Here is a 24859-nt window from a genome sequence, read left to right as displayed (position 1 = left end):
TGGAGTGTTTATGGCAGTCAAAGTCCTGGTGGTGGACGATTCGGGTTTTTTCCGCCGCCGCGTCTCGGAAATTCTTTCAGCGGATCCGAGCATCCAGGTGGTCGGCACGGCCACCAACGGTAAAGAGGCGATCGATCAGGCCCTGGCGCTCAAGCCGGACGTGATCACCATGGACTACGAGATGCCGATGATGGATGGCATCACGGCAGTGCGGCACATCATGCAGCGCTGCCCGACCCCGGTGTTGATGTTCTCCTCGCTGACCCACGAAGGCGCTCGGGTAACCCTCGATGCGCTGGACGCGGGCGCGGTGGATTTCCTGCCGAAGAATTTCGAAGACATCTCGCGTAACCCGGAGAAGGTCAAGCAACTGCTGTGCGAAAAGGTCCATAGCATCTCGCGCAGTAACCGTCGTTTCAGTGCCTACAGCGCGCCTGCGCCCGTTGCTGCACCGACGCCGACACCTGCTCCGGCAGCGTCGAGCTTCAGCAGCCACAGCAGCAGCGCTCCGGCACGTCCGGCGCCTGCACCGGCACCGACTCGTGCGCCGGCCGCCAGCGCCTCGTCGCCGGCACCGAAACGCAAGGCCTACAAACTGGTTGCCATCGGTACGTCGACGGGCGGCCCTGTCGCGCTGCAACGCGTGCTGACGCAACTACCGGGTAATTTCCCGGCGCCGATCGTGCTGATCCAGCACATGCCGGCGGCGTTCACCAAGGCGTTCGCTGAGCGTCTCGACAAGCTCTGCCGCATCAGCGTCAAGGAAGCCGAGGATGGCGACATCCTGCGTCCGGGCCTGGCGTTGCTGGCGCCGGGTGGCAAGCAAATGATGATCGATGGCCGTGGCGCGGTGAAGATTCTGCCGGGCGACGAACGTCTGAACTACAAGCCGTGCGTGGACATCACTTTTGGTTCTGCCGCGAAGTCCTACGGCGACAAAGTTCTGGCGGTGGTACTGACCGGCATGGGCGCCGACGGCCGTGAAGGCGCGCGTCTGCTCAAGCAGGGTGGCAGCGCCGTGTGGGCGCAGGATGAAGCCAGCTGTGTGATCTACGGCATGCCGATGGCCATCGTCAAAGCTGACCTCGCGGATGCGGTGTACAGCCTGGACGATATCGGCAAGCACATCGTCGAGGCGTGTATCTGATGGATGTTTTAAGCCTTATCGGGATCATCATGGCGTTCGTCGCCATCATCGGCGGCAACTACCTTGAAGGTGGTCACCTCGGTGCGCTGGCCAACGGCCCGGCGGCGCTGATCGTACTGGGCGGCACCATTGGTGCCGCACTGCTGCAATCGCCGATGAGCGCGTTCAAACGCGCGATGCAGATTCTTGCCTGGATCTTCTTTCCGCCGCGTGTGGATCTGGCTGGCGGCATCGACCGCGTGGTCAACTGGAGTCTCACCGCGCGCAAGGAAGGCCTGCTGGGTCTGGAAGGAGTGGCTGACGCCGAACCCGACAGTTACTCGCGCAAAGGCCTGCAATTGCTGGTCGATGGCGCCGAGCCGGAAGCGATCCGCAGCATCCTCGAGGTGGATTTCTACACTCAGGAAGCGCGCGACATCGAAGCCGCCAAAGTCTTTGAAAGCATGGGTGGCTACGCGCCAACCATCGGCATCATCGGCGCGGTAATGGGCCTGATCCACGTGATGGGCAACCTCGCCGACCCGACCCAACTGGGTAGCGGCATTGCCGTGGCGTTTGTTGCAACCATCTACGGTGTTGCCAGTGCCAACCTGATTCTGTTGCCGGTTGCCGCCAAGCTGAAGTCAATCGCGTTGCGACAGTCGCGTTATCGCGAAATGTTGTTGGAAGGTATTTTGTCGATCGCCGAAGGTGAAAACCCACGCTCCATCGAGTTGAAGCTGCAAGGCTTCATGGATTAAGGGACTGACCTCATGGCTCGTCGTCGCCACCAGGAAGAACACGTCAATCACGAGCGCTGGCTCGTGTCTTACGCAGACTTCATCACATTGCTGTTCGCGTTCTTCGTGGTGATGTACTCGATTTCGTCGATCAACGAAGGCAAGTACAAGGAAATTTCCGAAGCGCTGGTCGGCGTTTTCAAAGACTCCGACCGCGCGCTCAAACCGATCCCGATCGGCGACGAGCGACCGAAGACCGTGACCCCGGCCAAGCCGCTGGTCAAGGATGCCGAGCAGATCGACGCCGGTATCGCCGGCGCCAGCGATCCGCTGAAAAGCATCGCCGATGACATCAGCGCTGCGTTCGGTGACCTGATCAGCTCCAACCAGATGACCGTGCGCGGCAACGAGTTGTGGGTCGAGATCGAACTCAATTCCAGCCTGTTGTTCGGCAGCGGCGATGCGATGCCGAGCGACATCGCCTTCAACATCATCGACAAGGTCGCGGCGATTCTCAAACCGTTCGACAACCCGATCCACGTCGAAGGTTTCACCGACGATCAACCGATCCGCACCGCGCAGTACCCGACCAACTGGGAACTGTCCTCGGCGCGTTCGGCGAGCATCGTGCGCATGCTGGCGATGCAGGGCGTTAACCCTGGACGCCTGGCCTCGGTGGGCTATGGCGAATTCCAGCCAGTGGCCAACAACGCCACCGCTGAAGGCCGGGCGAAAAACCGTCGCGTAGTCTTGGTGGTGTCACGAAATCTCGATGTACGCCGCAGTCTTACGGGCACCGGAACCGCCAATGCGCAACCGGACGCAGCGTTGAAGCGTGCTGGCACACAAACTGCACCGACCCCGGTCAAGACGCCGGGACGCGAGAGTGCCGTCAATTCTCCGTCACCCGCATTAACACGCTGAGCTATGTCTCGGTCGAGGATATCGGCCGGGAGGAACGAACCGAATGAGAGTCTGGGCAGTCGCCAATCAAAAGGGTGGTGTCGGTAAAACCACATCTTCCATCGCTTTAGCCGGATTGCTGGCCGAGGCGGGCAAGCGCGTGGTCGTGGTCGATCTCGACCCGCACGGCTCGATGACCAGTTATTTCGGCTACGACCCCGACAGTCTGGAACACAGCAACTACGACCTGTTTCTGCACAAGGGCAGCGTGCCACAAGGCCTGCCTGGGCAATTGCTGTTGTCGACCAGTGATGAACGTATTTCGCTGCTGCCATCGAGCACTGCGCTGGCGACCCTTGAGCGTCAGTCGCCGGGGCAGAGTGGTTTGGGCTTGGTGATCGCCAAGAGTCTGGCGCAGTTGTGGCAGGACTTCGATTACGCGGTGATCGACAGCCCGCCGTTGCTCGGCGTGCTGATGGTCAACGCCCTCGCGGCGAGCCAGCAACTGGTGATCCCGGTGCAGACCGAGCATCTGGCCGTCAAAGGTCTGGAACGCATGGTCAACACCCTGGCGATGATCAATCGCTCGCGCAAGCAGGCGTTGCCGTTCAGCATTGTGCCGACCCTGTTCGATCGCCGTACGCAGGCATCGATGCATACCTTGCGTGTGCTGCGTGACAAATTCCCCGACGAGATCTGGCAGGGTTATATCCCGGTCGATACCCGTCTGCGCGACGCCAGCCGTGCCGGCGTCACGCCTTCGCAATTCGACGGCAAGAGCCGTGGCGTACTGGCTTACCGCGCGCTGCTCAAGCATCTGTTGGCGCAGCAACTTGTTCCGCAGGTGGCTTGAGCATGATCTCTATTCGTGTAGGAGCTGCCGCAGGCTGCGATCTTTTGATCTTGCTTTGTGGTGCTTCTGAAAAGATCAAAAGATCGCAGCGTTCCGCAGCTCCTGCAGGGGGTTGCGTATGAATCGGCCGTTGAAGTTGACGTCGAAGCCGCAGTTGGCCTTGCAGTCGTATCTGGACAGTTTGCTGCAGGAAATTCCTGACGAGCTGCCGACGCCAGTCGAGGTCGTTGAAGAAAGCAGCGAGGCGCTGGATGAATTCCAGGCAGCGGTGCTGGAAGAACAGGCGCGTGACGCACAGCAATCAGCCAAGCCTGTTGCCCCGGTCGCCGCTACTGCTATGGCGCCAGTGACCAAAGCGCCTGTTGCTTTGATTGAGGAAGCCGCGCCAGTCCGTGCATCGGTCTCCACGCTGGCACCGCTGCTGCAAACCCAGTTGCTGAAAACCGCACCGGAACCGACTGTGGTCGAACCGGCTCCGGCTCCAGTTGTGCCCGCAGCCGTCGAACAGACGCTGGTGCCGCCGCTGGTGGAAGTGCATCTGCCACCGAGCAACACACCGCCACCGGTGGAAACCGATGGACGTCCCGCGTGGGCCTCCGAAGCGTTCGAGTGCCTGCTGTTCGATGTCGCGGGGCTGACGTTGGCCGTGCCGCTGGTGTGCCTCGGTTCGATCTATTCGCTGGCCGGCCATGAGCTGACGCCGCTGTTCGGGCAGCCGGAGTGGTTCCTCGGGATCCTGCCGAGCCAGGCCGGCAACCTGAAGGTTCTGGACACTGCGCGCTGGGTCATGCCGGATCGCTATCGCGATGACTTCCGTCAAGGCTTGCAGTACGTGATTTCGGTACAAGGTTACGAGTGGGGACTGGCGGTGCATCAGGTCAGTCGTTCGTTGCGTCTTGATCCGAATGAAATCAAATGGAGAAGTCATCGAGGTCAGCGGCCATGGCTCGCCGGCACGGTGATTGAGCACATGTGTGCATTGCTTGACGTTTCCGCACTGGCCGAGTTGATCGCCAGCGGTGGGGCAAAGCACCTGGGCGGCAACAAGCCGCTACATAAACCGACATAGCAGCCGACATAACAATCAGGCGACGGCATTGTTGAATGCCATCCACACAGAACACACACCGCTCAGTGCGGTTTTTTCGAGGGGTCAGGGTATGAGTAGTCAGGCGACGAATGCAAAAGGTTCTGAAGATCCGATCCTGCAATGGGTGACCTTCAAGCTGGACAACGAAACCTACGGCATCAACGTGATGCGCGTTCAGGAAGTGCTGCGCTACACCGAGATCGCTCCGGTGCCGGGCGCGCCAAGCTACGTGCTGGGCATCATCAACCTGCGCGGTAACGTGGTCACCGTGATCGACACCCGTCAGCGCTTCGGCCTGAGCACTGGTGAGATCAGCGACAATACCCGTATCGTCATCATCGAAGCCGACAAGCAAGTCGTCGGGATCATGGTCGACAGCGTCGCTGAAGTGGTTTACCTGCGTCAGTCGGAAATCGAAACGGCGCCGAACGTCGGTAACGAAGAGTCGGCGAAGTTCATCCAGGGCGTGTGCAACAAGAACAACGAATTGCTGATCCTGGTCGAGCTGGACAAGATGATGAGCGAAGAAGAATGGTCGGACCTGGAGAATATCTGATTGATTCTCGAGGTTGCGGTCATTGTCCTGTTCCTCTTCTGGGCAGGCACGCTGGCAATGTTTCTGGCGTACATCAAAGCGCAGCGAGTGATCGCCGCGCAGCAGGCTCAGGGCGATGCGCTGCGTGATCAGCGCATCAAAGAGCTGGCCAAACGTGTCGACGACTACCAGAACGGCAACGTGCGCATGGGCGAAGCCCTGCACGAGTTGCGCGCGGTAGTCGGTCCGTTGCCGGACAAAATTGTTCAACTGGAACAGCGCGATCCATCGAGCCTGTCGTTCGCCCAAGCAGCGAAACTGGTGGGGATGGGCGCAAGCGTTGATGAACTGACTCAGTCGTGTGGGTTGACCCAGGCTGAGGCGGAGTTGATGCGTAAACTTCACAAGAACTGAAATCGCTATCGCGAGCAGGCTCACTCCTACATTTGAAATGCGTTCCAATGTAGGAGTGAGCCTGCTCGCGATGGGGCCCTCAAATCCTCAGTAATCATCCCCGCGTTCGGTGATGTCCTTCTCGACCATCGGCGCGTTCGGGTCTTGCCCCTCGGGAAATTTCCCCTTCAGGTTCCACGCAAACGCGATGATCTCGGCAATCGTGCGATACAACTCCTCGGGAATGCTGTCGCCCAATTCCATTCGCGCCAACAGCCGCACCAGTTCGGCGTTTTCGTAGATCGGTACTTCATAATCGCGGGCGATCCGCAGGATTTCTTCGGCCAGTTCCTCGTCACCCTTGGCGGTGAGGGTCGGGGCGTGGTTGCCGTCGTATTTGAGGGCGATGGCCTGGCGTGGGGCGGTGGTGTCATTCATGCGGTTTCGTCAACCCAGCGGTGGTCGAGGCGGGTTTGGTTGCCTTGCGGTGGCGTGCCGCGGTGGCAGTCGATGTCGCCGACGTTCAGCCCGCGATCAAGCAGGCGCTGGCGTAGGGCGAACAGGTTGTTTTCGATCAGGTCGGCGGTGTATGGCCGTTCAGCCCAGAGCTGACTGGACAGGCTGCCGGCGATCAACTGTGCCTGAATCTGCATTGGCCCGAGCGGTTCCATGTCGAACGCCAGATCGACGCGCCACAATTGTTGCTTGGGCTCGCGTTCGTCGCGACGCTCGTTCGGTTGCGGCTCTTTCTCCGGCGCTTCTTCGCGCTGGAACTTGACCTGCAACGGCACGATGTCCTGCAAGTTACGCATGGGAATTTCCAGTTGCCAGGTGCTGAGCAGGCGCCCGTCATCGGTGACGCCGGTCTGTTCAAGGCTCGACAACTGATGGCTTTGCAGGCGAGAAACAGCGGCGGCGGCGAGGCGCAGCAAATGTTCCAGATCACCTTCGCCGTCCTGGCTTTGCAGCAATCGGTCGGGCAGCGGGAAGCTGTTTGGCAGCGGTTTGGCACTGACTTGACCGAGCATGCCGAGGGCGTTGCGGACGAAACTCGGCATGGCCTGCGCCAGGGTGTTGGCGGCGATGATCGCATTCAGATTGGTGTTGCCGGGCAAGCCTGGGGTGAGTTGCGCGATCAACTTGAGCAGATCGGCTTTCATGTCCGGGGCCAGCGTCGGATTCTGGCCTGTCAGCAATTTGGCCTCGAGAAACATGCCGCTGTTGGCCAGCGCCATTGCCAGACCTTTCGGCGTGCTCAGTTGCTGCACGTCAGGCAGGCCGGCAAGCAGTTTGTCGACCGCTGCGCGCAAATCCGCCGACGTTTGATCGGTATCGGTCGGCAGGTTTTGCAGTGCGTTCAATAAACTGCCGAGCGATGCCTGGCGACTCTGCTGGCCGACCAGTTGCTGGCTTACCGCCAACTGCTCCTGACGGCTGCTCAGCGGCAGGAATTTCAAGGTTTGCGAATCCTCCACCAGCGCCGACAACAGTGTGCCGATGCGCAACGGCTGTGGACTGTCGACGGTCAACGTGCTGCCGCTCAATGCGGTATTGAGCAGGCTGACCATCGAGCGGAACACCGTGGCTTGCCCCGGCGTCTGCGGCAGGGCCTGCGACGTCAGCACCTTGCCTTGCAGCAACGTGCCGGCCGGCAGCTGCGCGGTATCGATGCGGGTGAGGGCGGCGACGCTGCTGGCAATCGCTTGTTGCACGGTAATCGCCAGATTACCGGCCGACGGCTGGGTGATCGCCAGGCTGGTGCCTTGTGGCAATGGCAGATTGCTGGTGGCTTGCACGGTGGTCTGGCGGCCGCTGTCCAGTGTCACCTTGAGCAGCAACTGAAAGGTTTGATCCGCCTGCTTGAGCGACAACACCTCGGCCTTGGCGCTTTGCCCGGCGCCGATCAAGCCTTCCACCGGTGTCAGCAGCTTGAGCAGCTCACCCACCTGCGGGCGAACGGTCGCCGGGGTGGTGGGCGGGAGCGGGAGGATGTTCATTTCGCCTGTCATACGCGGACACAACCTGAGGAAATTGCACTCTTGAGAGTAAGGCACGGCATGTATAATGCCGCCCGTCTTGCGCTTCGTTCAAAAAACATAACAATTGTTTGACGCAGCTCTCTAGATCGAGCCGTCAATGCATCTATGCTGCATCTCTTTAACGGCCGTACCAGAGCCGACTTGAACCGTATAAGGCCCGTGATCCCTTGACCAGTCCTGTCCTGCAAACCGTTGCCCTCGCGTGTGAACGTGATCTCAGGCTGCTCTTCGAAAATCTCGAATTGAGACTGGCCAGTGGCGATATGGTGCAGATCAGTGGGCCCAACGGCAGCGGTAAAACCAGTTTGTTACGCCTGTTGGCCGGTTTGATGCAACCGACCGACGGCCAAGTCCTGCTCAACGGTCTGCCATTGACCGAGCAACGCAGCGAACTGGCGCGCAACCTGCTGTGGATCGGCCATGCCGCCGGAATCAAGGATCTGCTGACCCCGGAAGAGAATCTCGCGTGGCTCTGCGCCCTGCATCATCCCGCCGAACGCGAGGCGATCTGGCAAGCGCTGGCAGCAGTAGGATTGCGCGGTTTCGAAGATGTTCCCTGTCACAGTCTGTCGGCGGGTCAGCAGCGCCGCGTGGCGCTGGCGCGTCTATATCTCGACAGCCCGCCGTTGTGGATTCTCGACGAGCCGTTCACCGCCCTCGACAAACAGGGCGTAGCGCAGCTCGAAGAGCATCTGGCCGGACACTGCGAGCGCGGCGGTCTGGTGGTATTGACCACGCACCATACGCTGAGCCGGATGCCGGCCGGTTATCGCGACATTGATCTGGGGAACTGGGCAGTATGAGTGTGTTTGGCCTGCTGGTTGCCCGTGAGTCCCGACTGCTGTTTCGCCGCCCGGCGGAGCTGGCCAATCCGCTGATTTTCTTCGCCATCGTCATCGCTTTGTTCCCGCTGGCCGTCGGCCCGGAAACTCAAGTGTTGCAAAACCTGTCCCCGGGGTTAGTCTGGGTGGCGGCGCTTTTGTCGGTCCTGCTCTCGCTGGACGGGCTTTTCCGCAGTGATTTCGAAGACGGGTCCCTGGAACAGTGGGTCCTTTCGTCGCACCCGTTGCCACTTCTGGTCTTGGCCAAGGTGCTGGCACACTGGCTTTTCTCCGGTCTGGCACTGGTTTTGCTCTCACCACTGCTGGCGTTGATGCTCGGTTTGCCTGCCGCCTGCCTGCCGGTTTTGCTGTTTTCGTTGCTGTTGGGTACACCGGTGCTGAGCTTGCTCGGCGCGGTGGGCGCGGCACTGACGGTCGGTTTGAAACGCGGCGGCCTGTTGCTGGCGCTGCTGATTCTGCCGTTGTACATCCCGGTGTTGATCCTCGGCAGTGGCGCCTTGCAGGCCGCATTGCAAGGCATGCCGGCGACCGGGTATCTGCTGTGGCTTGGTAGCCTGACCGCCCTGGCGATCACCCTGACACCTTTTGCAATAGCTGCTGGCCTGAAGATCAGCGTCGGCGAATAATGAGGTCTGGTTAAAATTTAACCAGCAAAGACCCTGAGACCGCTCACACTGATGAGCGGCACCCGTGATGGAAACAGTATGAACTGGACCTGGTTTCACAAGCTCGGCTCGCCCAAGTGGTTCTACGGCATCAGCAGCAAGTTCCTGCCGTGGTTGAGCATTGCAGCGTTGTTGCTGATTGGCGTCGGCGTCGTTTGGGGCCTGGCCTTCGCGCCGCCGGATTATCAGCAAGGCAACAGCTTTCGCATCATCTATATCCACGTTCCCGCCGCGATGCTCGCTCAGTCGATCTACGTGATGCTGGCGGTGTGCGGCGTGGTCGGTCTGGTGTGGAAGATGAAACTGGCCGACGTCGCCCTGCAATGCGCCGCACCGATCGGCGCGTGGATGACTGCCGTGGCGCTGGTCACCGGGGCGATCTGGGGCAAACCGACCTGGGGTTCGTGGTGGGTCTGGGACGCGCGCCTGACCTCGATGCTGATTCTGCTGTTCCTGTATTTCGGCGTGATCGCGCTGGGCAACGCCATCAGCAACCGCGACAGCGCCGCCAAGGCCTGCGCGGTGCTGGCCATCGTCGGCGTGATCAACATTCCGATCATCAAATACTCGGTCGAGTGGTGGAACACCCTGCACCAGGGCGCGACCTTCACCCTCACCGAAAAACCGGCGATGCCCGCCGAAATGTGGCTGCCGCTGCTACTGACCGTGCTGGGCTTCTATTGCTTCTTCGGCACCGTGCTGCTGTTGCGCATGCGTCTTGAAGTGCTCAAGCGCGAAGCCCGCGCCAGTTGGGTGAAAGAAGAAGTGCAGAACAGTCTGGAGGCCGCTCGATGAGTTTTGCTTCATTCAGCGACTTCCTCGCCATGGGCCATCATGGCCTGTACGTCTGGACGGCCTACGGCATCTGCCTGGCCGTGCTGGCCTTCAACGTGGCGGCGCCGATCCTGGCCCGCAAGCGGTATCTGCAACAAGAAGCGCGTCGTTTGCGCCGGGAGAACGGCAAGTGAATCCGCTGCGCAAAAAGCGTCTGATCATCATTCTGGCGATTCTGGTCGGGGTCGGCGCTGCCGTCGGCCTGGCCCTGAGTGCCCTGCAGGAAAACATCAACCTGTTTTACACGCCGACTCAGATCGCCAACGGCGAAGCGCCGCACGATACGCGCATCCGCGCTGGTGGCATGGTCGAAAAGGGCTCGCTGCAGCGTTCGCCGGACTCGCTCGACGTCAAATTCGTCGTCACTGATTTCAGCAAATCCGTGACCATCACCTATCGCGGCATCCTCCCGGATCTGTTCCGCGAAGGGCAGGGCATCGTCGCTCTCGGCAAGATCAACGCCGAGGGTGTGGTAGTGGCCGATGAGGTGCTGGCCAAGCACGACGAGAAGTACATGCCGCCGGAAGTGACCAAGGCCTTGAAAGACAGTGGTCAATCCGCACCAACACCTGCGAAGGAGGGTTGATCGATGACTTCGGCGATTTTTATGCCTGAGTTGGGCCATTTGGCGATGATTCTGGCGCTGTGTTTTGCGCTGGTGCAGGCCGTGGTGCCATTGGTGGGTGCCTGGCGCGGCGACCGTTTCTGGATGAGTCTGGCCCAACCGGCCGCGTGGGGGCAGTTTGCGTTTTTGCTGTTCGCTTTCGGCGCGTTGACCTATGCGTTCATGACCGATGATTTCTCCGTCGCCTACGTGGCCAACAACTCCAATACCGCGTTGCCGTGGTATTACAAATTCAGCGCCGTGTGGGGCGCCCACGAAGGTTCGTTGCTGCTGTGGGCGCTGATTCTCGGAGGCTGGACATTCGCCGTGTCGGTGTTCTCGCGCCAGTTGCCGCAAGTCATGCTCGCCCGCGTTCTAGCGGTGATGGGCATGATCAGCACCGGTTTCCTGCTGTTCCTGATCCTTACGTCCAACCCGTTCAAACGCATCCTGCCGCAAATGCCCAGCAACGGCGCTGACCTCAATCCATTGTTGCAAGACATCGGCCTGATCGTTCACCCGCCAATGCTGTACATGGGTTACGTTGGCTTTTCGGTGGCGTTCGCCTTCGCCATTGCCGCTTTGATGGGGGGGCGTCTTGATGCTGCGTGGGCGCGCTGGTCGCGTCCCTGGACAATCGTCGCCTGGGCCTTTCTCGGCATCGGCATCACGCTCGGTTCGTGGTGGGCTTACTACGAACTCGGCTGGGGCGGTTGGTGGTTCTGGGACCCGGTAGAAAACGCATCCTTCATGCCCTGGCTGGTCGGTACTGCGCTGATTCACTCGCTGGCGGTCACGGAAAAACGTGGCGTGTTCAAGAGCTGGACGGTGTTGCTGGCGATTGCCGCATTCTCCCTGAGCCTGCTCGGCACCTTCCTCGTGCGTTCCGGCGTGCTGACCTCGGTGCATGCGTTTGCCTCGGACCCTGAGCGTGGGGTGTTCATCCTGATCTTCCTGTTGTTCGTGGTCGGTGGTTCGCTGACGTTGTTTGCGTTGCGTGCGCCGGTTGTGAAGAGTCAGGTAGGTTTCAATCTGTGGTCGCGGGAAACCCTGCTGCTGGGCAACAACCTGGTGTTGGTCGTGGCAGCATCGATGATTCTGCTCGGGACCTTGTACCCGTTGATTCTCGATGCGATCAGTGGGGCCAAACTGTCGGTTGGCCCGCCGTACTTCAACGCGCTGTTCATTCCATTGATGGCGTTGCTGATGCTGGTGATGGCAGTCGGCGTGGTGGTGCGCTGGAAAGACACCCCGGTGAAATGGCTGGTGGGCATGCTGACCCCGGTGTTACTCGGCAGTGTCGCGCTTGCAGTGGTGGCCGGCGTCGCTTATGGCGATTTCAACTGGGCGGTGATCGCGACCTTCCTGCTCGCCGCGTGGGTTTTGCTCGCCGGTGTCCGCGACATCTTCGACAAGACGCGCCACAAAGGTCTGATCAACGGTTTGCCAACCCTGACCCGCAGTTACTGGGGCATGCAGATCGCTCACCTCGGCATCGCCGTGTGTGCATTGGGCGTGGTGTTGTCCAGCCAGAACAGTGCCGAACGCGACCTGCGTCTGGCGCCGGGCGAGTCGATGGACCTGGCCGGGTACCACTTCATCTTCGAAGGCGCCAAGCATTTCGAAGGGCCGAACTTCACCTCGGACAAAGGCACCATTCGTGTCGTGCGTAACGGCAAGGAAGTCAGCGTGCTGCACCCGGAAAAACGTCTGTACACCGTGCAGAACTCGGTAATGACTGAAGCCGGGATTGACGCCGGTTTCACCCGTGACCTTTATGTCGCACTGGGCGAGCCGCTGGAAAACGGCGCGTGGGCCGTGCGCGTGCACGTCAAACCATTCGTGCGCTGGATCTGGTTCGGCGGTTTACTCACCGGCATTGGTGGTTTGCTGGCAGCGCTGGATCGACGTTATCGAGTCAAGGTGAAATCCAAAGTGCGTGAAGCGCTGGGCATGACGGGAGCGGCTGCATGAGACGTTGGTTGATGCTGGTGCCACTGGCGATTTTCCTGCTGGTGGCCGTGTTTCTGTATCGCGGTCTGTACCTCGATCCGGCGGAACTGCCGTCGGCGATGATCAACAAGCCGTTCCCGGAGTTCACCCTGCCAAACGTGCAGGGCGACAAGACGCTGACCAAGGCTGACATTCTCGGCAAACCGGCGCTGGTCAATGTCTGGGGCACCTGGTGCATTTCCTGCCGGGTCGAGCACCCGGTGCTGAACAAACTCGCCGAGCGCGGCGTGCTGATCTACGGCATCAACTACAAGGACACCAACGCCGATGCCTTGAAGTGGCTGGCCGAATTCCACAATCCGTACGTGCTCGACATCCGTGACGACGAAGGCTCGCTGGGCCTGAACCTCGGCGTGTACGGCGCGCCGGAAACCTTCTTCATCGACGCCAAGGGCATCATCCGCGACAAGTACGTCGGCGTGATCGATGAGCAGGTCTGGCGCGAAAAACTCGCGGCCAAGTATCAGGCGCTGGTCGATGAGGCCAAGCCATGAAGCGTTTTATCGCCGCCGTGGTGTTGGGCCTGAGTCTGGCCGGCGTCGCGCATGCCGCCATCGACACTTACGAGTTCGCCAAGGAAGGTGATCGCGAGCGTTTTCGCGAACTGACCAAGGAACTGCGTTGCCCCAAGTGCCAGAACCAGGACATCGCCGATTCCAATGCACCGATTGCCGCTGACCTGCGCAAAGAGATTTTCCGCATGCTCGGCGAGGGCAAGGACAATCAGCAGATCATTGATTTCATGGTCGACCGCTACGGTGATTTTGTCCGTTACAAACCGGCACTCAACGCCAAGACTGCGCTGCTGTGGTTCGGCCCGGCCGCGCTTTTGCTCGGTGGTTTTGTGGTGATCGCGGTGATCGTCCGCCGTCGTCGCGGGCAACGCGCCGAGACCTCGCAATCGCTGTCCCCCGAAGAGCGTCAGCGCCTCGACCAACTGTTGGATAAAAACCAAGAATGATTGATTTCTGGCTTGCCGCAGGGCTGTTGCTTCTGGTCGCCCTGAGTTTTCTGCTGATCCCGGTTCTGCGTGAACGCCGCGCCCAGCGCGAAGAGGATCGTACTGCCCTGAACGTTGCGTTGTATCAGGAACGTGTCGCCGAGTTGCAGTCGCAACAGGCCGAAGGCGTACTCGATGCCGCACAAATGGACAGCGGCCGTGCTGAAGCGGCGCGTGAATTGCTCGCCGATACCGAAGGCGTTGCTGCAACGCGTGTCTCTCGATTAGGCAAGCCGTTGCCGTTGCTGGCCGCGGTGCTGGTGCCGGTGTTGGGATTGGGGCTGTATATGCACTTCGGCGCTGCCGACAAGGTCGAACTGACTCGCGAATTTGCTCAGGCACCGCAGTCGATGGAAGAGATGACCCAGCGTCTGGAGCGCGCCGTCGCGGCGCAACCGGATTCTGCGGAAGGCCTGTATTTTCTCGGCCGTACCTATATGGCGCAAGAGCGTCCGGCGGACGCGGCGAAGATGTTCGAACGCGCTGCCAACCTTGCCGGTCGCCAGCCGGAACTGCTCGGCCAATGGGCGCAGGCGCAGTATTTTGCGGATGGCAAAAAGTGGTCGGACAAGATTCAGGCGCTGACTGACGAAGCACTGAAGGCCGATCCGAAAGAAGTCACCAGCCTCGGCCTGCTCGGCATCGCTGCGTTCGAAGGCGAGCGTTATCAGGAAGCCATCGATTACTGGAACCGTTTGCTGGCGCAACTGCCGCCGGACGACAACTCGCGTGCCGCGCTACAAGGCGGGATCAAACGCGCTGCCGAGCGTCTTGAAGCCAGCGGGGGCAAGGTCGCTCAGGCGCCTGTAGCCGCGAAAACCGCGCTGTTGAAAGTCAGCGTCGACCTCGCCAGCGAACTCAAAGGCAAAGTGCAACCGGGCGACAGCGTGTTCATCTTCGCCCGCGCCACTTCCGGCCCACCGGCACCGCTGGCGGCCAAACGCCTGACCGTGGCCGATCTGCCGGTGACCGTCGAACTGGGCGATGCCGACGCAATGATGCCGCAGTTGAAACTGTCGAACTTCCCTGAAGTCCAACTGGTTGCGCGCGTCTCACGGGCAGGTCAACCGACCGCCGGTGAGTGGGTCGGTCGCAGCGGGCCTGTGCCCAGCAGCACCACCGCGCCACAAAAATTGACCATCGACAGCCCGGACAAGTAACCGGACACAACAGGAAAGCACCGCCATGCACGTCATCGCCCGAATCACAGTCCTCACACTGGCCCTGGGCATGAGCGCATGTGCGGTGCAACGCCCGGAACCGACCACCAACCTGCCACCGATTCCGCCGTCGCAACCCGGCCCGACACCGTCGACCTCGCCGACACCGGGCAAAAGCATCCCCGCCAAACCGGCAAAACCCGTCCCGCGTACCTCGGCAAGCTTCGCGCCGCCACCGGGTGGCAACAGCCATTGGGATCAAAAACTCGGCGTCTATGTCCTCGACGGCCAACCCAACACCTTCTACCGCCAACGCACCTACTTCCGCTGGAACAACGGCTGGAGCCGCTCGATCAGCCCCAACGGCCCGTGGGAAGACACCGATATCCACGGCGTGCCGCCGGGGTTGGGCAAGCAATTCGGGCAATGAATGAAAAACGGCGATCCTGAATCGCCGTTTTACTATCTGAGGTTCAACCTTCAGAGCATTGCACGATAGCCGTAGAGCGCCCCAACTGACTTAGACAGTCCCTGACGCTGCAGTAGGTTCAGAAATGGCTCGACTTCCATTGGTGGCATTTTCAGTTGCTGGCGCTGGCGTTGGGCGGCTGCGATAACCACTGCCGCATCCAGATGGAACAGGTTTTCAACAAACTCATCAGGGTGTTGCGCCTCGATACCGAACGGGGCGAGGTAGGCATCGGGAAAGTCCTTGAGGTTGAAGGTCACGATTACACCTGCTCCGCACCGTATGGCTGCAGCCAGAACATGGCGGTCGTTCTCGTCGGGTAGCGTCAGTCCGCTGATCAAATCCGAATAGTCGCAGATACAGGCATCGGGGATTGCACGGTCCATCAGTTGCGACGTGCGATCCAGTTGTTCAATTGTCAGGTCAGCCCGGTTCTTCAATAAGTTTCGCTTCCATTCGCAGTGAATCTCCTTTGTCCATCGTGCCCGAAACCGTCCGGAGAGCGCGAGCCACATCAGAAAGTCTCTCAATGGGGCCGGGTACAAAACACATGCATCGTATACAGCGGTGAAAGAGGAATGCCTCACTCGTATCCAGTCCTTAGCGCCTGTGCCTGCTCCGCGAGAAGCATCATTGCCTGCTCGCTGGCGGTGTCTCGCCGGGTTTTATAGTCCATCAAATCGGCGAAACGCACACGTCGGTGCTTGCCGGTTTTGTGGTAGGACAACTCGCCGCTTTCCAGCAGTTTTATCAGGTGCGGGCGTGAGACATTGAGCAGGTCGGCGGCTTCCTGCGTGGTCAATTCGGCATGAACCGGTACGACCTTCACGGCGTTGCCTTCTGCCAGTTCCGCAAGAATGTCGACCAGCAGGCGCAAGGCCGACGTTGGCAGTTCAATACGGTGAGCTTCATTCTGCTCGTCAAAAATCTGGATGTGCTGGGTTTCAAACTGAGTCGCGAGGTAAGCGGTCAAGGCGCGTTGGCCTTCAATGGCGGCTTTGACTTCACGCTCTACGGGAAGGTTGATCAGTGGATGGGTAATGATCGACATGAGGGATTCCGGCATTCTCAATAGGGATGTCGGGACGTTATTCGAAATAAACGAAAATCGCAATAAACGAAACATGAGGCGTCAATGTTCTTTGATAAGTAACCCCTGCACATACTCAACAAACGCCCGCGCCTTGGCGCTCGCCATTCTTCCCGTTGGGAATACCGCCCATAAATCCAGATCGGGCAGTGTCCAGTCATGCATGACCGTTTTCACCGCGCCGCTGGCCAGTTCCGGGGCGAACATCCATTCCGAGGCGAGTGTCAGGCCCTGATCGGCCAGGACGGCTTCGCGTACGCCCTCGGCCGCGCTGACGCGCAAACGTCCGCTGAGGATCACCGATTGTTGTACCGCGCCTTTGGCGAATTGCCAGGTGGTGCCGCCGCCGAGGTTGTAGACGACCGCCTGGTGTTTGCTCAATTCGGCGGGGCAGCTCGGTTCGCCGTGCTTGGCAAAGTAGGCCGGCGTGCCGAGTACCACGCGGCGGCAGTCGGCGATTTTGCGTGCGGTGAGCCCCGAATCGTTGAGCGCGCCCATGCGCAAGGCCACGTCGATGCCTTCTTCAACCAGATTGATGTTGCGATCGTCGAGCATCAGGTCGATGTTCAGCTGTGGGTGCTGACCGAGGAACGGCCCCAGTTGCGGCACGATGTGCAGGCGGCCGAAGGTCACGGCGGCGCTGATACGCAGGTTGCCGCTCAGGCCACTGGCGATGCCGCGGGCTGCGTTGTCGGCCTCGTCGGCTTCTTCGAGTGCACGTTTGGCACGCTCGAAAAAAGCCAGTCCGGCTTCAGTCGGGGTCAGGCCGCGAGTCGAGCGCAGGAGCAGGCTGACGGCCAGGCGTTTTTCCAGCGCAGCGATGGTTTTTGATACGGCGGGCTGACCGATATTCAGGCGTCGGGCGGCGGCGGAAAACGAGCCGGTTTCGACGACGCAGACGAAGGTTTCCATGGCGGCGAGGCGGTCCATCAATGCTCCTGTACAAGTCTGGAAACTATCGTAGATCCCTGTGGGAGCGAGCCTGCTCGCGAAAGCGGTGTATCCCAACATCAATGTGTCTGACAAACCGTATTCGCGAGCAGGCTCGCTCCCACAGGGGATTCAGGGCGTTGATTAGAAGGCAGCTTTGCCCACAGAGGCGCCGCCATCGACAAACAAGGTTTGCCCGGTGATGAAGCCGCTTTGCTCCGAGAGCAGAAACGCAATCGCCGAGGCAATCTCTTCAGGCTGCCCCAGCCGTCCCATCGGCACCCCGGCCAGATACCGCGCCTCACCCTCGCTGCCCGGCGGATTGTTGGCGCGAAACAGTTCGGTCTCGGTGGGCCCCGGTGCAACTGCGTTCACGGTGATCCCGGTCTGCGCCAGCTCCAGCGCCCACGAGCGGGTGAAACTGACCAACGCCGCTTTCGCCGCTGCATACGCCGTGCGCTGGGTGATGCCCAGCACCGTCAGGCTGGAAATGTTCACCACCCGACCCCAACCCCGCGCCCGCATTCCCGGCAACAACGCTTGAGTCGCCTGCAACGCCGAATGCAGGTTGACCCGCATCACATCGTCGAACGCTTCCAGGTCGATATCGCCCAACGCCTGCGGTCGCACCAGCCCGACGTTATTCACCAGCCCATCGAACTCATACGTGCGCGCCAGTTCCGCGAGGACCTCACCGGTCAGCTTGCGATCGCTCAGGTCCAGCGGAAACAAAATGCCCGGAAAGCTCAAATCCGGCTGGCGAGCAATCCCCACCACGCGATGGCCGGCGCGGTCGAGATGTTCGGCCAGCGCCCGGCCAATGCCTTTGCTGGCACCGGTGATGAGGAAAGTACGTCGGGTCATGGCAACTCCAGGGCAGGTCATCGGTTCAGCCGCGCAATGCATCCAGCATCGCGTCCGGCTCGGGACGTTGAGTGTAATCCGGGTTGACCTCGGCGTAACGAATCACGCCATCCTGACCGATCACATAGCGCGCCGGCATCGGCAAGGTCCAGGCGGGATCATCGTTGAAGGTCGGCAGGTCATTGCGCAGATTCTTGTACAGCTCGATCAGGTAGGGCGGCAATTCGAAACGCAGCCCGAAGGCTGCCGCCACGTCATTGCGTGGGTCGCTGAGGATCGGGAATTGCAGTTCGTTGATGCGTTGCGACTTGCGACTGTTGGCAGCGATCTGCGGCGAAATCGCCAGCAGGCTCGCCCCGGCGCTCTGAATTGCCGGCAGAAAAGCCTGCAGTGCCTGCAACTCCATGTTGCAGTACGGGCACCACACGCCACGGTAAAAAGTCAGCACCAACGGCCCTTGCGCCAGCCGATCGGCGGACGAAACCGGGTGACCCTCGGGGTCTTTCAGGGTGAACAGCGGCGCTGTGTCACCGACTTTCAACGCCCGGTTGGCTGCGCCGGAGGCGATCAATTCGGCGGTGGCGCGTTCCATTACCGGGTGGATGTCGGCCGGGGCGTTGTAGGGCGGTTTGCCCGCCTTGAAGTCGGCTTTGAAGGCATCGAGTTTTGCTTGCAGGGTCATGGTCGAAAGTCCTGAGGAAGCGCCGGTAGTGGCTCGGTTCAAGAGTGACCTTCAGGTACGCGCAGGGGAACGCAGGTGCGCGGCATAGCATTCATGCTCAGGGGGAATGGGCTGGCTCATCACATGCTGTAAAACAACCGGGCATCGTTCTTTTTATTTTCTGTGCTGTTATGCACGAAGTTAATCCCCTGTAGGAGTGAGCCTGCTCGCGATTGCGTCCTTCCAGCCGACATTGATTTGACTGACACGCCGCTATCGCGAGCAGGCTCACTCCTACAGGGATCTCGTTGTTCAGGAAGCTCTTCAGCGGGTGGCTTTGATCATTGCTCATCCAGCCAGCCAGTTACGAAGGAGATCCGTAATGCAATATCCAATCTGCATCGAGTGGGGAGACGAGAACACAGCCATCGGTATCCAGATCCCCGATATTCCCGGTGCTGTCACGGCGGGGGATAGCTTTGAAGACGCCTATAACGCAGCGGTTGAAATCGCACACATCATGCTGCAAGAACTTGCGGCGGACGGGGAATCGATTCCTATGCCGACCTCGGCATCTGTTCATCGCAGTAATCCGGAATTTGCCGACATGGGCTGGGGCATGCTGGAACTGGATATCTCGCCCTATCTCGGCAAGACCGAGAAGGTCAACGTGACGCTCCCCGGTTACGTGATCCAGCGAATTGATCGTTATGTGCGCGAACACAACGTCAAAAGCCGCTCCTCCTTTCTGGCAGACGCGGCGATGGAAAAACTGGTTCGGTATTAAGCATCATCGCTCCCCCAGGCTCGGCGAAGAACCTGTGGGAGCGAGCTTGCTCGCAAAGCTTCTGACGCCTTACGCCGTCGCCAGCGAACGTCTCTGCGATGCACTCAAAAAACGTAGCAACGCCAACAGTGGAAACGCACTACCCACCATCACGATCCACAACCAGCCGCCATGTTCGTACACCGCACTGGCCACCGATGAGCCGAAGGCGCCGCCGATGAAGATGCTGGTCATGTACAACGCGTTGAGGCGACCACGGCTTTTCGCGTCCAGCGAGTACACCGCGCGTTGGCCAAGCACCATGTTCATCTGCACGCAGAAGTCGAGCACCACACCGGTCACGGCCAGGCCGATGACGCTGTAGGCAGGGTGGATGAAGGCGGGCAGAAAGCTCAGGCTGGCAAATATCATGGCCAGCAGCGAGGCGATGCGAGTGTGCCCGGCGTCGGCGAGGCGGCCGCTGATCGGCGCGGCGATGGCACCGATGGCACCGACCAGGGCGAAGATCGCGATTTCACTCTGCGACAGACCATGGTTACGCGCCAGTTCCAGCGGCACAGCGGTCCAGAAAAGGCTGAACGCGGCAAACATGCAACCCTGATAAAACGCCCGCTGACGCAGCACCGGTTGCTGGCGCAACAGCGTCCACAGCGAACCGAGCAATTGTCCGTAAGAGGCGCTGTGATCCGGTTGGCGCTTGGGCACGGTCAGTGCCAGCACGACGCTGATCGCTGCCATCAATGCTGCGGCAATCATGAACATCGCCCGCCAGCCGAAATGGTCAGCCACCACGCTCGACACCGGTCGTGCCAACAGGATGCCCAGCAACAAGCCGCCCATGATGCCGCCAACCACTCGGCCACGGGATTCTTCAGGCGCCAGATGCGCGGCCAGTGGAATGAGGATCTGCACCGACACCGAACTGAACCCCACCAGTAACGAAATCAGCAGGAACACATTAGGCTGATCGGTGAACGCCGCGCCGAGCAGACTGGCAATCGCGACGACGGTGGTGATGATCATCAACCGACGGTTTTCCAACAGGTCGCCCAACGGCACGAGGAAGAACAGGCCCAGCGCATAACCGATCTGCGTCAGTGAGACGATGAAGCTGGCCATGGTGTCGGTCAGGCCGATGTCCGGGGCGATCAGGCCGATGATTGGCTGCGCGTAGTAGATGTTGGCAACGATGGCGCCGCAGCAGAAGGCGAACAGCAGCACCATGCCTCGGGTCATTGCGTGAGTGGTGGTGGTCATAAGGTTTCTCGATCCAGCGAAAGGGAATGCGGTGAGGCTATGGGACAAAGCCGAAGGGCAGAAGACGCCGTCGGTTGATATCAGTTATTCCGTTGCGGAATGACCGGGTGCTGTCGGCCTGTCATCCATCGGTGAACCTTGCGTTCGACCGTTGAGGGTCGATGATACATTCACTTACATCTTCTTCGATAGCGTGCTTATGTTTACATCGTCTTGTTCACTTTGATGACCGGAGGATTGCAATGTTTCGTCAGAAGCTTCGCCACACTGCAACGATTGCCCTGATCAGCCTGCTGGGCGCGACGAGCGTGCTGGCCGCCGATGCACCGGGCATGCGCCTCGGCGTGCGCGGCGAAATCACCGGCGTCAGCGCCGATTCCCTGAAAGTCCACGTCAACAGTGGCGAGAACGTGGTGATCCAGTTGACCGGCGACACCAAAGTCCGCGCCGTCACGTTGGCCAACATCGAAGACATAAAACCCGGCAGTTACATTGGTTCGGCGGCGATGCCACAGGAGGACGGCACGCTCAAGGCGCTGGAAGTGCATGTGTTTCCACCAGAGTTGGCGGGCAGTGGCGACGGTCATCGACCCTTTGATCTGGCCAAGGGCAGCAGCATGACCAATGGCAGCGTTGGCGATCTGGTGGTGAGCAATGGCCGGGTGCTGACGGTGAACTACAAGGGCGGACAGCAGAAGATCCTGGTGCCGGAGGATGTGCCGATCGTCAATCTGATGCCGGGGGATCGCAGCTTGCTCAAGGTCGGGGTGAAGATCGTTACGTTCGTGACGCAGAGTGCGGACGGCACTTTGACCGCTCAATCGATTTCGGCGGGGAAGGACGGGGTGACGCCACCGATGTAAAAGCCCCTCACCCTAGCCCTCTCCCAGAGGGAGAGGGGACTGATTGGGGAATGCGTGAGAGGTACGCCGACCTGAAAGTGCTGTGGCGAATCCATAATCGATAAGGTCTTTCAGGTCGATGTAACTCGCCAGACACCTCGGTAGGCCCCCTCTCCATCCGGGCGGTCCGACGTTTCGGGAGGGCTGGGGTGAGGGTAAAGCGGCCACAAAAAAGGCGACCACTGAGGGTCGCCTTTTTCACGCTAGCCTAAACCTTACTGCCCGCTATAAATCTGGTCGAAAACCCCACCATCATTGAAGTGGGTCTTCTGCACGGTACGCCAGTCACCAAACGTCTTCTCAACCGACAGAAAATCAACTTTCGGGAAACGATCGGTGTACTTGGCCAGCACCGCCGGATCACGCGGACGCAGGTAGTTCGCCGCTGCAATCTCCTGACCTTCAGGCGACCACAAGTACTTCAGGTACTCATCAGCCGCTGCACGCGAGCCTTTCTTGTCGACGACTTTATCGACCACGGACACCGGCGGCTCAGCTTCAGCCGAAACACTTGGGTAGATCACTTCAAATTGATCACGACCAAACTCGCGGGCAATCATTTCCGCTTCGTTTTCGAAGGTCACCAGCACATCACCGATCTGGTTGGTCATGAACGTTGTGGTCGCGGCGCGGCCACCGGTGTCCAGCACTGGCGCTTGCTTGAACAGTTTGCCGACGAAGTCCTTGGCCTTGTTCTCGTCGCCGCCATTCTTCAGCACATAACCCCAGGCCGACAGATAGGTGTAGCGACCGTTACCCGAGGTTTTCGGGTTAGGCACGATCACCTGCACGCCGTCCTTGAGCAGGTCCGGCCAGTCTTTCAGGGCTTTCGGGTTGCCCTTGCGGACGATGAACACGGTGGCAGAAGTGAATGGCGCGCTGTTGTTCGGCAGACGGGTGACCCAGTTCTCCGGGACCAGTTTGCCGTTATCTGCGAGGGCATTGATGTCGGTGGCCATGTTCATGGTGATGACGTCAGCCGGCAGGCCATCGATCACCGACCGCGCTTGCTTGCTCGAACCGCCGAAAGACATCTGCACGGTGATGTTTTCGTTGTGCTCGGCTTGCCAGTGCTTCTGGAACGCAGTGTTGTAGTCCTTGTAGAAATCGCGCATCACGTCGTAGGAAACGTTGAGCAGCGTCGGGGCTGCCTGAGCGATGTTGGCCAAAGCCAGGCCGGCGGCGAGAAGTGAGGCGCCAAAGAGTTTTTTCACTGCGCATTCCTTGTTTTGTCTATGCGGGGGGTGATGTTCAATTGCCACTGACTATAACGGCCTGCGCATAGTCGTTTAAAGATTAAAAAGCTCTGTGCTTATTCCAATTTCTTGAACAGGGCATTACCACACCGCGAGCAGAACGCCGCGCCATGCTCATGGCTGTTTTTCTTGCACACGGGGCAGTCGTGTTGCAGCTGTTCGCCGCGCATGGCGTTGGCCAGTTCGGCGGTGAAAATACCCGTTGGTACGGCGATGATCGAATAACCGGTGATCATCACCAGCGACGAAATCACCTGGCCCAGCGGCGTTTTCGGCACGATGTCGCCGAAGCCCACAGTGGTCAATGTGACGATAGCCCAATAGATGCCTTTCGGGATGCTGGTGAAGCCATGTTCGGGGCCTTCGATCACGTACATCAAGGTGCCGAAAACTGTCACCAGCGTGCAGACGCTGACCAGAAACACCACGATCTTCTGCTTGCTGCCGCGCAGTGCCGACATCAGGTAGTTGGCTTGTTTGAGGTACGGGCTGAGCTTGAGCACGCGGAAAATCCGCAGCATCCGAATGATCCGGATGATCAGCAGGTACTGCGCATCGCTGTAATACAGCGCAAGGATGCCCGGCACGATCGCCAGTAAATCCACCAGCCCATAAAAGCTGAAGGCATAGCGCAGCGGTTTGGGCGAGCAGTACAGACGCAGGATGTACTCACCGAGGAAGATGATCGTGAAGCCCCACTCGATGTAGGCCAGTACATCGGCGTAGTTACGGTGAACGCTGTCGATACTGTCGAGCATCACAATCACCAGACTGGCGAGGATGATCAACAGCAGGATGCCGTCGAAGCGACGCCCGGCGAGGGTGTCGCTCTGAAAAATCATGACGTAAAGCCGTTCACGCCAACTGTTGTTGCTGTCCATGGAAAACGCCTGAATCAAAGATCAGCGCAGCCTAGGTTGATTCTCCCCATGAGCGCAAGACGTGCTGTCGACGCTGGCTTTACCGAGCATCTGAATGCCGCTGCGGATCAGCCAGCCGGCGAGGATGAATGGCGCGGTCAGCGTGGCCAGACCGATGGCGGCGAACAGTGGCGTGACCAGCAGCGCCAGGACGATGCCGAGCAGCGGCAGCCACGGTTGATGGCGTTGACTGCTGAAGGCGAGGGCGGCGAGCACCGCGTTGTAACTGCCGAGGCCGAGCAACGCAGTGCTGCTTTCGTGGTGCAGCAGACTGGAGCCCAGGCCGATCGCCGAAGCCAGCAGCGCCCAGCAGAACGCGCGGCGATCAGCGATCAGCAAACCGACGGCGATCAATGCGCCGGCCAGCGGATGACCGAGGAACATCACTTGGCCCAAGCCACGCAGTTCTGCGGCGAGCAGGTTCAGCGTGTTCATCTCGATGTGCGCCATCGGCGCCGACGGCTCGGCGAACAGCAGCAGGACCCAGCTCATGGCCACGAAAGGCGAGGTGTAGGCCGGTATGGAGCGGCTGCGGTACACATATTTGAGCCATTGCTGAGTGACCATCGCGCTCAAGCCGCCAGCGGCGAGAATCAGTGGCGGCAGCATTGGCGACCAGGGGAAATACAGGCTCAGCAGCAGGCCGAGCAAGATGCCGTTGTAGCTGAACAGTCCAGCCTGGCGATCAGCCTTGGCGTAGTTGCGCCGTTGCGCGGTGAGCAATCCGGCGACCGCACCGAGCAGCGCACCGGCAAACAGTACCGGCGCGGTGAGCAGGATCGCCAGCAAGCACAGCAAGCCGCACAGCGGGTGGCGCTGAAGGAATATTTGACTGAAACCGTTGAGCAAAGCCTCGGCCCAGTCGGGGCAGTGGGTGTTGAAATGGTTGGCAGGCATGGCAGTTCTAAAAAGTCAGTGAAACCGAG

The 24859-nt window shown here is 60.0% G+C and carries 30 protein-coding genes; 19 read left to right on the top strand and 11 right to left on the bottom strand.

Annotated elements, in window-relative coordinates; all coding sequences use genetic code 11:
* Positions 1-10: 10 nt before the first annotated feature.
* From JFT81_RS11695 to JFT81_RS11665, 7 genes are all read left to right on the top strand, one after another.
* Positions 11-1147, top strand: coding sequence for a chemotaxis response regulator protein-glutamate methylesterase (locus tag JFT81_RS11695; RefSeq protein ID WP_201227430.1), 1137 nt, complete (start codon positions 11-13; stop codon positions 1145-1147).
* A complete protein-coding gene (locus tag JFT81_RS11690; RefSeq protein ID WP_095190692.1) occupies positions 1147-1887 on the top strand; it encodes a flagellar motor protein in 741 nt (246 codons plus the stop codon). The genes JFT81_RS11695 and JFT81_RS11690 overlap by 1 nt, the downstream gene beginning before the upstream one ends.
* A gap of 12 nt (positions 1888-1899) precedes the next feature.
* Complete coding sequence (gene motD / locus JFT81_RS11685; RefSeq protein ID WP_038363880.1) at positions 1900-2790, top strand: flagellar motor protein MotD; 891 nt, start codon at positions 1900-1902, stop codon at positions 2788-2790.
* 43 nt (positions 2791-2833) lie between these two features.
* Entirely contained in the window at positions 2834-3622 is a 789-nt protein-coding gene (locus JFT81_RS11680) for a ParA family protein (protein ID WP_008077691.1), read from the top strand.
* Positions 3623-3740: 118 nt separating this feature from the next.
* The gene (locus tag JFT81_RS11675; RefSeq protein ID WP_201227429.1) at positions 3741-4691 is read left to right on the top strand and encodes a CheW domain-containing protein; all 951 of its coding nucleotides are present in this window, start codon (positions 3741-3743) and stop codon (positions 4689-4691) included.
* A 91-nt stretch (positions 4692-4782) separates the two neighbouring features.
* Positions 4783-5268 carry a chemotaxis protein CheW gene (locus tag JFT81_RS11670; RefSeq protein ID WP_038363882.1) on the top strand — a complete coding sequence of 162 codons (486 nt, stop codon included), beginning with the start codon at positions 4783-4785 and terminating at the stop codon, positions 5266-5268.
* Positions 5269-5661: a DUF2802 domain-containing protein gene (locus JFT81_RS11665; protein ID WP_201227428.1), complete on the top strand. Its 393-nt coding sequence runs from the start codon at positions 5269-5271 to the stop codon at positions 5659-5661. It begins immediately after the preceding gene.
* An 87-nt stretch (positions 5662-5748) separates the two neighbouring features.
* Here the strand turns inward: JFT81_RS11665 and JFT81_RS11660 are convergent, their stop codons facing one another.
* Entirely contained in the window at positions 5749-6078 is a 330-nt protein-coding gene (locus tag JFT81_RS11660) for an EscU/YscU/HrcU family type III secretion system export apparatus switch protein (RefSeq protein ID WP_201227427.1), read from the bottom strand.
* Complete coding sequence (locus JFT81_RS11655; protein WP_201227426.1) at positions 6075-7649, bottom strand: flagellar hook-length control protein FliK; 1575 nt, start codon at positions 7647-7649, stop codon at positions 6075-6077. Before JFT81_RS11655 ends, JFT81_RS11660 begins: the two co-directional genes overlap by 4 nt.
* A 197-nt stretch (positions 7650-7846) precedes the next feature.
* Here JFT81_RS11655 and ccmA point away from each other — a divergent pair, with 197 nt between their 5' ends.
* The 10 genes from ccmA (at position 7847) to JFT81_RS11605 (ending at position 15227) form a co-directional block, all read left to right on the top strand.
* Positions 7847-8482, top strand: a complete 636-nt coding sequence (ccmA, locus tag JFT81_RS11650) for a cytochrome c biogenesis heme-transporting ATPase CcmA (protein WP_201227425.1) — start codon at positions 7847-7849, stop codon at positions 8480-8482.
* On the top strand, positions 8479-9147 hold the full coding sequence (gene ccmB, locus JFT81_RS11645) for a heme exporter protein CcmB (protein ID WP_008083427.1): 669 nt from the start codon (positions 8479-8481) through the stop codon (positions 9145-9147). Before ccmA ends, ccmB begins: the two co-directional genes overlap by 4 nt.
* Positions 9148-9225: 78 nt before the next feature.
* Entirely contained in the window at positions 9226-9981 is a 756-nt protein-coding gene (locus JFT81_RS11640) for a heme ABC transporter permease (protein WP_095190684.1), read from the top strand.
* Positions 9978-10154: a heme exporter protein CcmD gene (ccmD, locus tag JFT81_RS11635; protein ID WP_201227424.1), complete on the top strand. Its 177-nt coding sequence runs from the start codon at positions 9978-9980 to the stop codon at positions 10152-10154. The genes JFT81_RS11640 and ccmD overlap by 4 nt, the downstream gene beginning before the upstream one ends.
* Positions 10151-10606 (top strand): cytochrome c maturation protein CcmE, encoded by a 456-nt coding sequence (gene ccmE, locus JFT81_RS11630; protein ID WP_201227423.1) that lies wholly within the window; start codon positions 10151-10153, stop codon positions 10604-10606. The genes ccmD and ccmE overlap by 4 nt, the downstream gene beginning before the upstream one ends.
* 3 nt (positions 10607-10609) lie before the next feature.
* Positions 10610-12598, top strand: coding sequence for a heme lyase CcmF/NrfE family subunit (locus tag JFT81_RS11625; RefSeq protein ID WP_201227422.1), 1989 nt, complete (start codon positions 10610-10612; stop codon positions 12596-12598).
* Complete coding sequence (locus JFT81_RS11620; protein ID WP_201149268.1) at positions 12595-13131, top strand: DsbE family thiol:disulfide interchange protein; 537 nt, start codon at positions 12595-12597, stop codon at positions 13129-13131. The genes JFT81_RS11625 and JFT81_RS11620 overlap by 4 nt, the downstream gene beginning before the upstream one ends.
* The gene (locus JFT81_RS11615; RefSeq protein ID WP_201149270.1) at positions 13128-13598 is read left to right on the top strand and encodes a cytochrome c-type biogenesis protein; all 471 of its coding nucleotides are present in this window, start codon (positions 13128-13130) and stop codon (positions 13596-13598) included. Before JFT81_RS11620 ends, JFT81_RS11615 begins: the two co-directional genes overlap by 4 nt.
* Positions 13595-14797, top strand: coding sequence for a c-type cytochrome biogenesis protein CcmI (gene ccmI / locus JFT81_RS11610; protein WP_201227421.1), 1203 nt, complete (start codon positions 13595-13597; stop codon positions 14795-14797). Before JFT81_RS11615 ends, ccmI begins: the two co-directional genes overlap by 4 nt.
* A gap of 25 nt (positions 14798-14822) precedes the next feature.
* Positions 14823-15227, top strand: coding sequence for a hypothetical protein (locus JFT81_RS11605; RefSeq protein ID WP_201227420.1), 405 nt, complete (start codon positions 14823-14825; stop codon positions 15225-15227).
* Positions 15228-15277: 50 nt separating this feature from the next.
* Here the strand turns inward: JFT81_RS11605 and JFT81_RS11600 are convergent, their stop codons facing one another.
* The 5 genes from JFT81_RS11600 to JFT81_RS11580 all read right to left on the bottom strand — a co-directional run bounded on the left by JFT81_RS11600 (position 15278) and on the right by JFT81_RS11580 (position 18832).
* On the bottom strand, positions 15278-15853 hold the full coding sequence (locus JFT81_RS11600) for a PIN domain-containing protein (RefSeq protein WP_201227419.1): 576 nt from the start codon (positions 15851-15853) through the stop codon (positions 15278-15280).
* Positions 15850-16317: a helix-turn-helix domain-containing protein gene (locus JFT81_RS11595; RefSeq protein WP_201227418.1), complete on the bottom strand. Its 468-nt coding sequence runs from the start codon at positions 16315-16317 to the stop codon at positions 15850-15852. The genes JFT81_RS11600 and JFT81_RS11595 overlap by 4 nt, the downstream gene beginning before the upstream one ends.
* Before the next feature lie 81 nt (positions 16318-16398).
* A complete protein-coding gene (locus JFT81_RS11590) occupies positions 16399-17286 on the bottom strand; it encodes a LysR family transcriptional regulator (protein WP_201227417.1) in 888 nt (295 codons plus the stop codon).
* A gap of 144 nt (positions 17287-17430) precedes the next feature.
* Positions 17431-18150, bottom strand: a complete 720-nt coding sequence (locus JFT81_RS11585) for an SDR family oxidoreductase (RefSeq protein ID WP_201227416.1) — start codon at positions 18148-18150, stop codon at positions 17431-17433.
* 25 nt (positions 18151-18175) lie between these two features.
* Positions 18176-18832 (bottom strand): peroxiredoxin-like family protein, encoded by a 657-nt coding sequence (locus JFT81_RS11580; RefSeq protein WP_201227415.1) that lies wholly within the window; start codon positions 18830-18832, stop codon positions 18176-18178.
* Positions 18833-19193: 361 nt separating this feature from the next.
* Here JFT81_RS11580 and JFT81_RS11575 point away from each other — a divergent pair, with 361 nt between their 5' ends.
* Positions 19194-19598: a type II toxin-antitoxin system HicB family antitoxin gene (locus tag JFT81_RS11575; RefSeq protein ID WP_201227414.1), complete on the top strand. Its 405-nt coding sequence runs from the start codon at positions 19194-19196 to the stop codon at positions 19596-19598.
* Positions 19599-19667: 69 nt separating this feature from the next.
* Here JFT81_RS11575 and JFT81_RS11570 read toward each other — a convergent pair whose 3' ends face one another.
* Positions 19668-20855, bottom strand: coding sequence for an MFS transporter (locus JFT81_RS11570; protein WP_201227413.1), 1188 nt, complete (start codon positions 20853-20855; stop codon positions 19668-19670).
* A 242-nt stretch (positions 20856-21097) separates the two neighbouring features.
* Here JFT81_RS11570 and JFT81_RS11565 point away from each other — a divergent pair, with 242 nt between their 5' ends.
* Positions 21098-21718 (top strand): DUF5666 domain-containing protein, encoded by a 621-nt coding sequence (locus tag JFT81_RS11565; protein ID WP_201227412.1) that lies wholly within the window; start codon positions 21098-21100, stop codon positions 21716-21718.
* 254 nt (positions 21719-21972) lie between these two features.
* Here the strand turns inward: JFT81_RS11565 and JFT81_RS11560 are convergent, their stop codons facing one another.
* From JFT81_RS11560 to JFT81_RS11550, 3 genes are all read right to left on the bottom strand, one after another.
* Positions 21973-22971, bottom strand: coding sequence for a sulfate ABC transporter substrate-binding protein (locus JFT81_RS11560; protein WP_034151535.1), 999 nt, complete (start codon positions 22969-22971; stop codon positions 21973-21975).
* Positions 22972-23069: 98 nt separating this feature from the next.
* Entirely contained in the window at positions 23070-23894 is an 825-nt protein-coding gene (locus JFT81_RS11555) for an ion transporter (RefSeq protein WP_201227411.1), read from the bottom strand.
* A 21-nt stretch (positions 23895-23915) separates the two neighbouring features.
* Positions 23916-24830 (bottom strand): urea transporter, encoded by a 915-nt coding sequence (locus tag JFT81_RS11550; RefSeq protein ID WP_201227410.1) that lies wholly within the window; start codon positions 24828-24830, stop codon positions 23916-23918.
* Positions 24831-24859: the final 29 nt, after the last annotated feature.

This window comes from Pseudomonas sp. TH43, from assembly GCF_016650635.1.
Taxonomy (GTDB): domain Bacteria; phylum Pseudomonadota; class Gammaproteobacteria; order Pseudomonadales; family Pseudomonadaceae; genus Aquipseudomonas.
Note: the sequence above shows the minus strand (reverse complement) of the source record. Positions and strands in the feature narration are given on the sequence as shown.

Bases quoted from the DNA above. Each gene is read 5' to 3' on its own strand.
- JFT81_RS11695 (WP_201227430.1), top strand. From the start codon at position 11: ATGGCAGTCAAAGTCCTGGTGGTGGACGATTCGGGTTTTTTCCGCCGC.
- JFT81_RS11690 (WP_095190692.1), top strand. From the start codon at position 1,147: ATGGATGTTTTAAGCCTTATCGGGATCATCATGGCGTTCGTCGCCATC.
- motD (WP_038363880.1), top strand. From the start codon at position 1,900: ATGGCTCGTCGTCGCCACCAGGAAGAACACGTCAATCACGAGCGCTGG.
- JFT81_RS11680 (WP_008077691.1), top strand. From the start codon at position 2,834: ATGAGAGTCTGGGCAGTCGCCAATCAAAAGGGTGGTGTCGGTAAAACC.
- JFT81_RS11675 (WP_201227429.1), top strand. From the start codon at position 3,741: ATGAATCGGCCGTTGAAGTTGACGTCGAAGCCGCAGTTGGCCTTGCAG.
- JFT81_RS11670 (WP_038363882.1), top strand. From the start codon at position 4,783: ATGAGTAGTCAGGCGACGAATGCAAAAGGTTCTGAAGATCCGATCCTG.
- JFT81_RS11660 (WP_201227427.1), bottom strand. From the start codon at position 6,078: ATGAATGACACCACCGCCCCACGCCAGGCCATCGCCCTCAAATACGAC.
- JFT81_RS11655 (WP_201227426.1), bottom strand. From the start codon at position 7,649: ATGACAGGCGAAATGAACATCCTCCCGCTCCCGCCCACCACCCCGGCG.
- ccmB (WP_008083427.1), top strand. From the start codon at position 8,479: ATGAGTGTGTTTGGCCTGCTGGTTGCCCGTGAGTCCCGACTGCTGTTT.
- JFT81_RS11640 (WP_095190684.1), top strand. From the start codon at position 9,226: ATGAACTGGACCTGGTTTCACAAGCTCGGCTCGCCCAAGTGGTTCTAC.
- ccmD (WP_201227424.1), top strand. From the start codon at position 9,978: ATGAGTTTTGCTTCATTCAGCGACTTCCTCGCCATGGGCCATCATGGC.
- JFT81_RS11625 (WP_201227422.1), top strand. From the start codon at position 10,610: ATGACTTCGGCGATTTTTATGCCTGAGTTGGGCCATTTGGCGATGATT.
- JFT81_RS11620 (WP_201149268.1), top strand. From the start codon at position 12,595: ATGAGACGTTGGTTGATGCTGGTGCCACTGGCGATTTTCCTGCTGGTG.
- JFT81_RS11615 (WP_201149270.1), top strand. From the start codon at position 13,128: ATGAAGCGTTTTATCGCCGCCGTGGTGTTGGGCCTGAGTCTGGCCGGC.
- ccmI (WP_201227421.1), top strand. From the start codon at position 13,595: ATGATTGATTTCTGGCTTGCCGCAGGGCTGTTGCTTCTGGTCGCCCTG.
- JFT81_RS11605 (WP_201227420.1), top strand. From the start codon at position 14,823: ATGCACGTCATCGCCCGAATCACAGTCCTCACACTGGCCCTGGGCATG.
- JFT81_RS11595 (WP_201227418.1), bottom strand. From the start codon at position 16,317: ATGTCGATCATTACCCATCCACTGATCAACCTTCCCGTAGAGCGTGAA.
- JFT81_RS11590 (WP_201227417.1), bottom strand. From the start codon at position 17,286: ATGGACCGCCTCGCCGCCATGGAAACCTTCGTCTGCGTCGTCGAAACC.
- JFT81_RS11585 (WP_201227416.1), bottom strand. From the start codon at position 18,150: ATGACCCGACGTACTTTCCTCATCACCGGTGCCAGCAAAGGCATTGGC.
- JFT81_RS11580 (WP_201227415.1), bottom strand. From the start codon at position 18,832: ATGACCCTGCAAGCAAAACTCGATGCCTTCAAAGCCGACTTCAAGGCG.
- JFT81_RS11575 (WP_201227414.1), top strand. From the start codon at position 19,194: ATGCAATATCCAATCTGCATCGAGTGGGGAGACGAGAACACAGCCATC.
- JFT81_RS11570 (WP_201227413.1), bottom strand. From the start codon at position 20,855: ATGACCACCACCACTCACGCAATGACCCGAGGCATGGTGCTGCTGTTC.
- JFT81_RS11565 (WP_201227412.1), top strand. From the start codon at position 21,098: ATGTTTCGTCAGAAGCTTCGCCACACTGCAACGATTGCCCTGATCAGC.
- JFT81_RS11555 (WP_201227411.1), bottom strand. From the start codon at position 23,894: ATGGACAGCAACAACAGTTGGCGTGAACGGCTTTACGTCATGATTTTT.
- JFT81_RS11550 (WP_201227410.1), bottom strand. From the start codon at position 24,830: ATGCCTGCCAACCATTTCAACACCCACTGCCCCGACTGGGCCGAGGCT.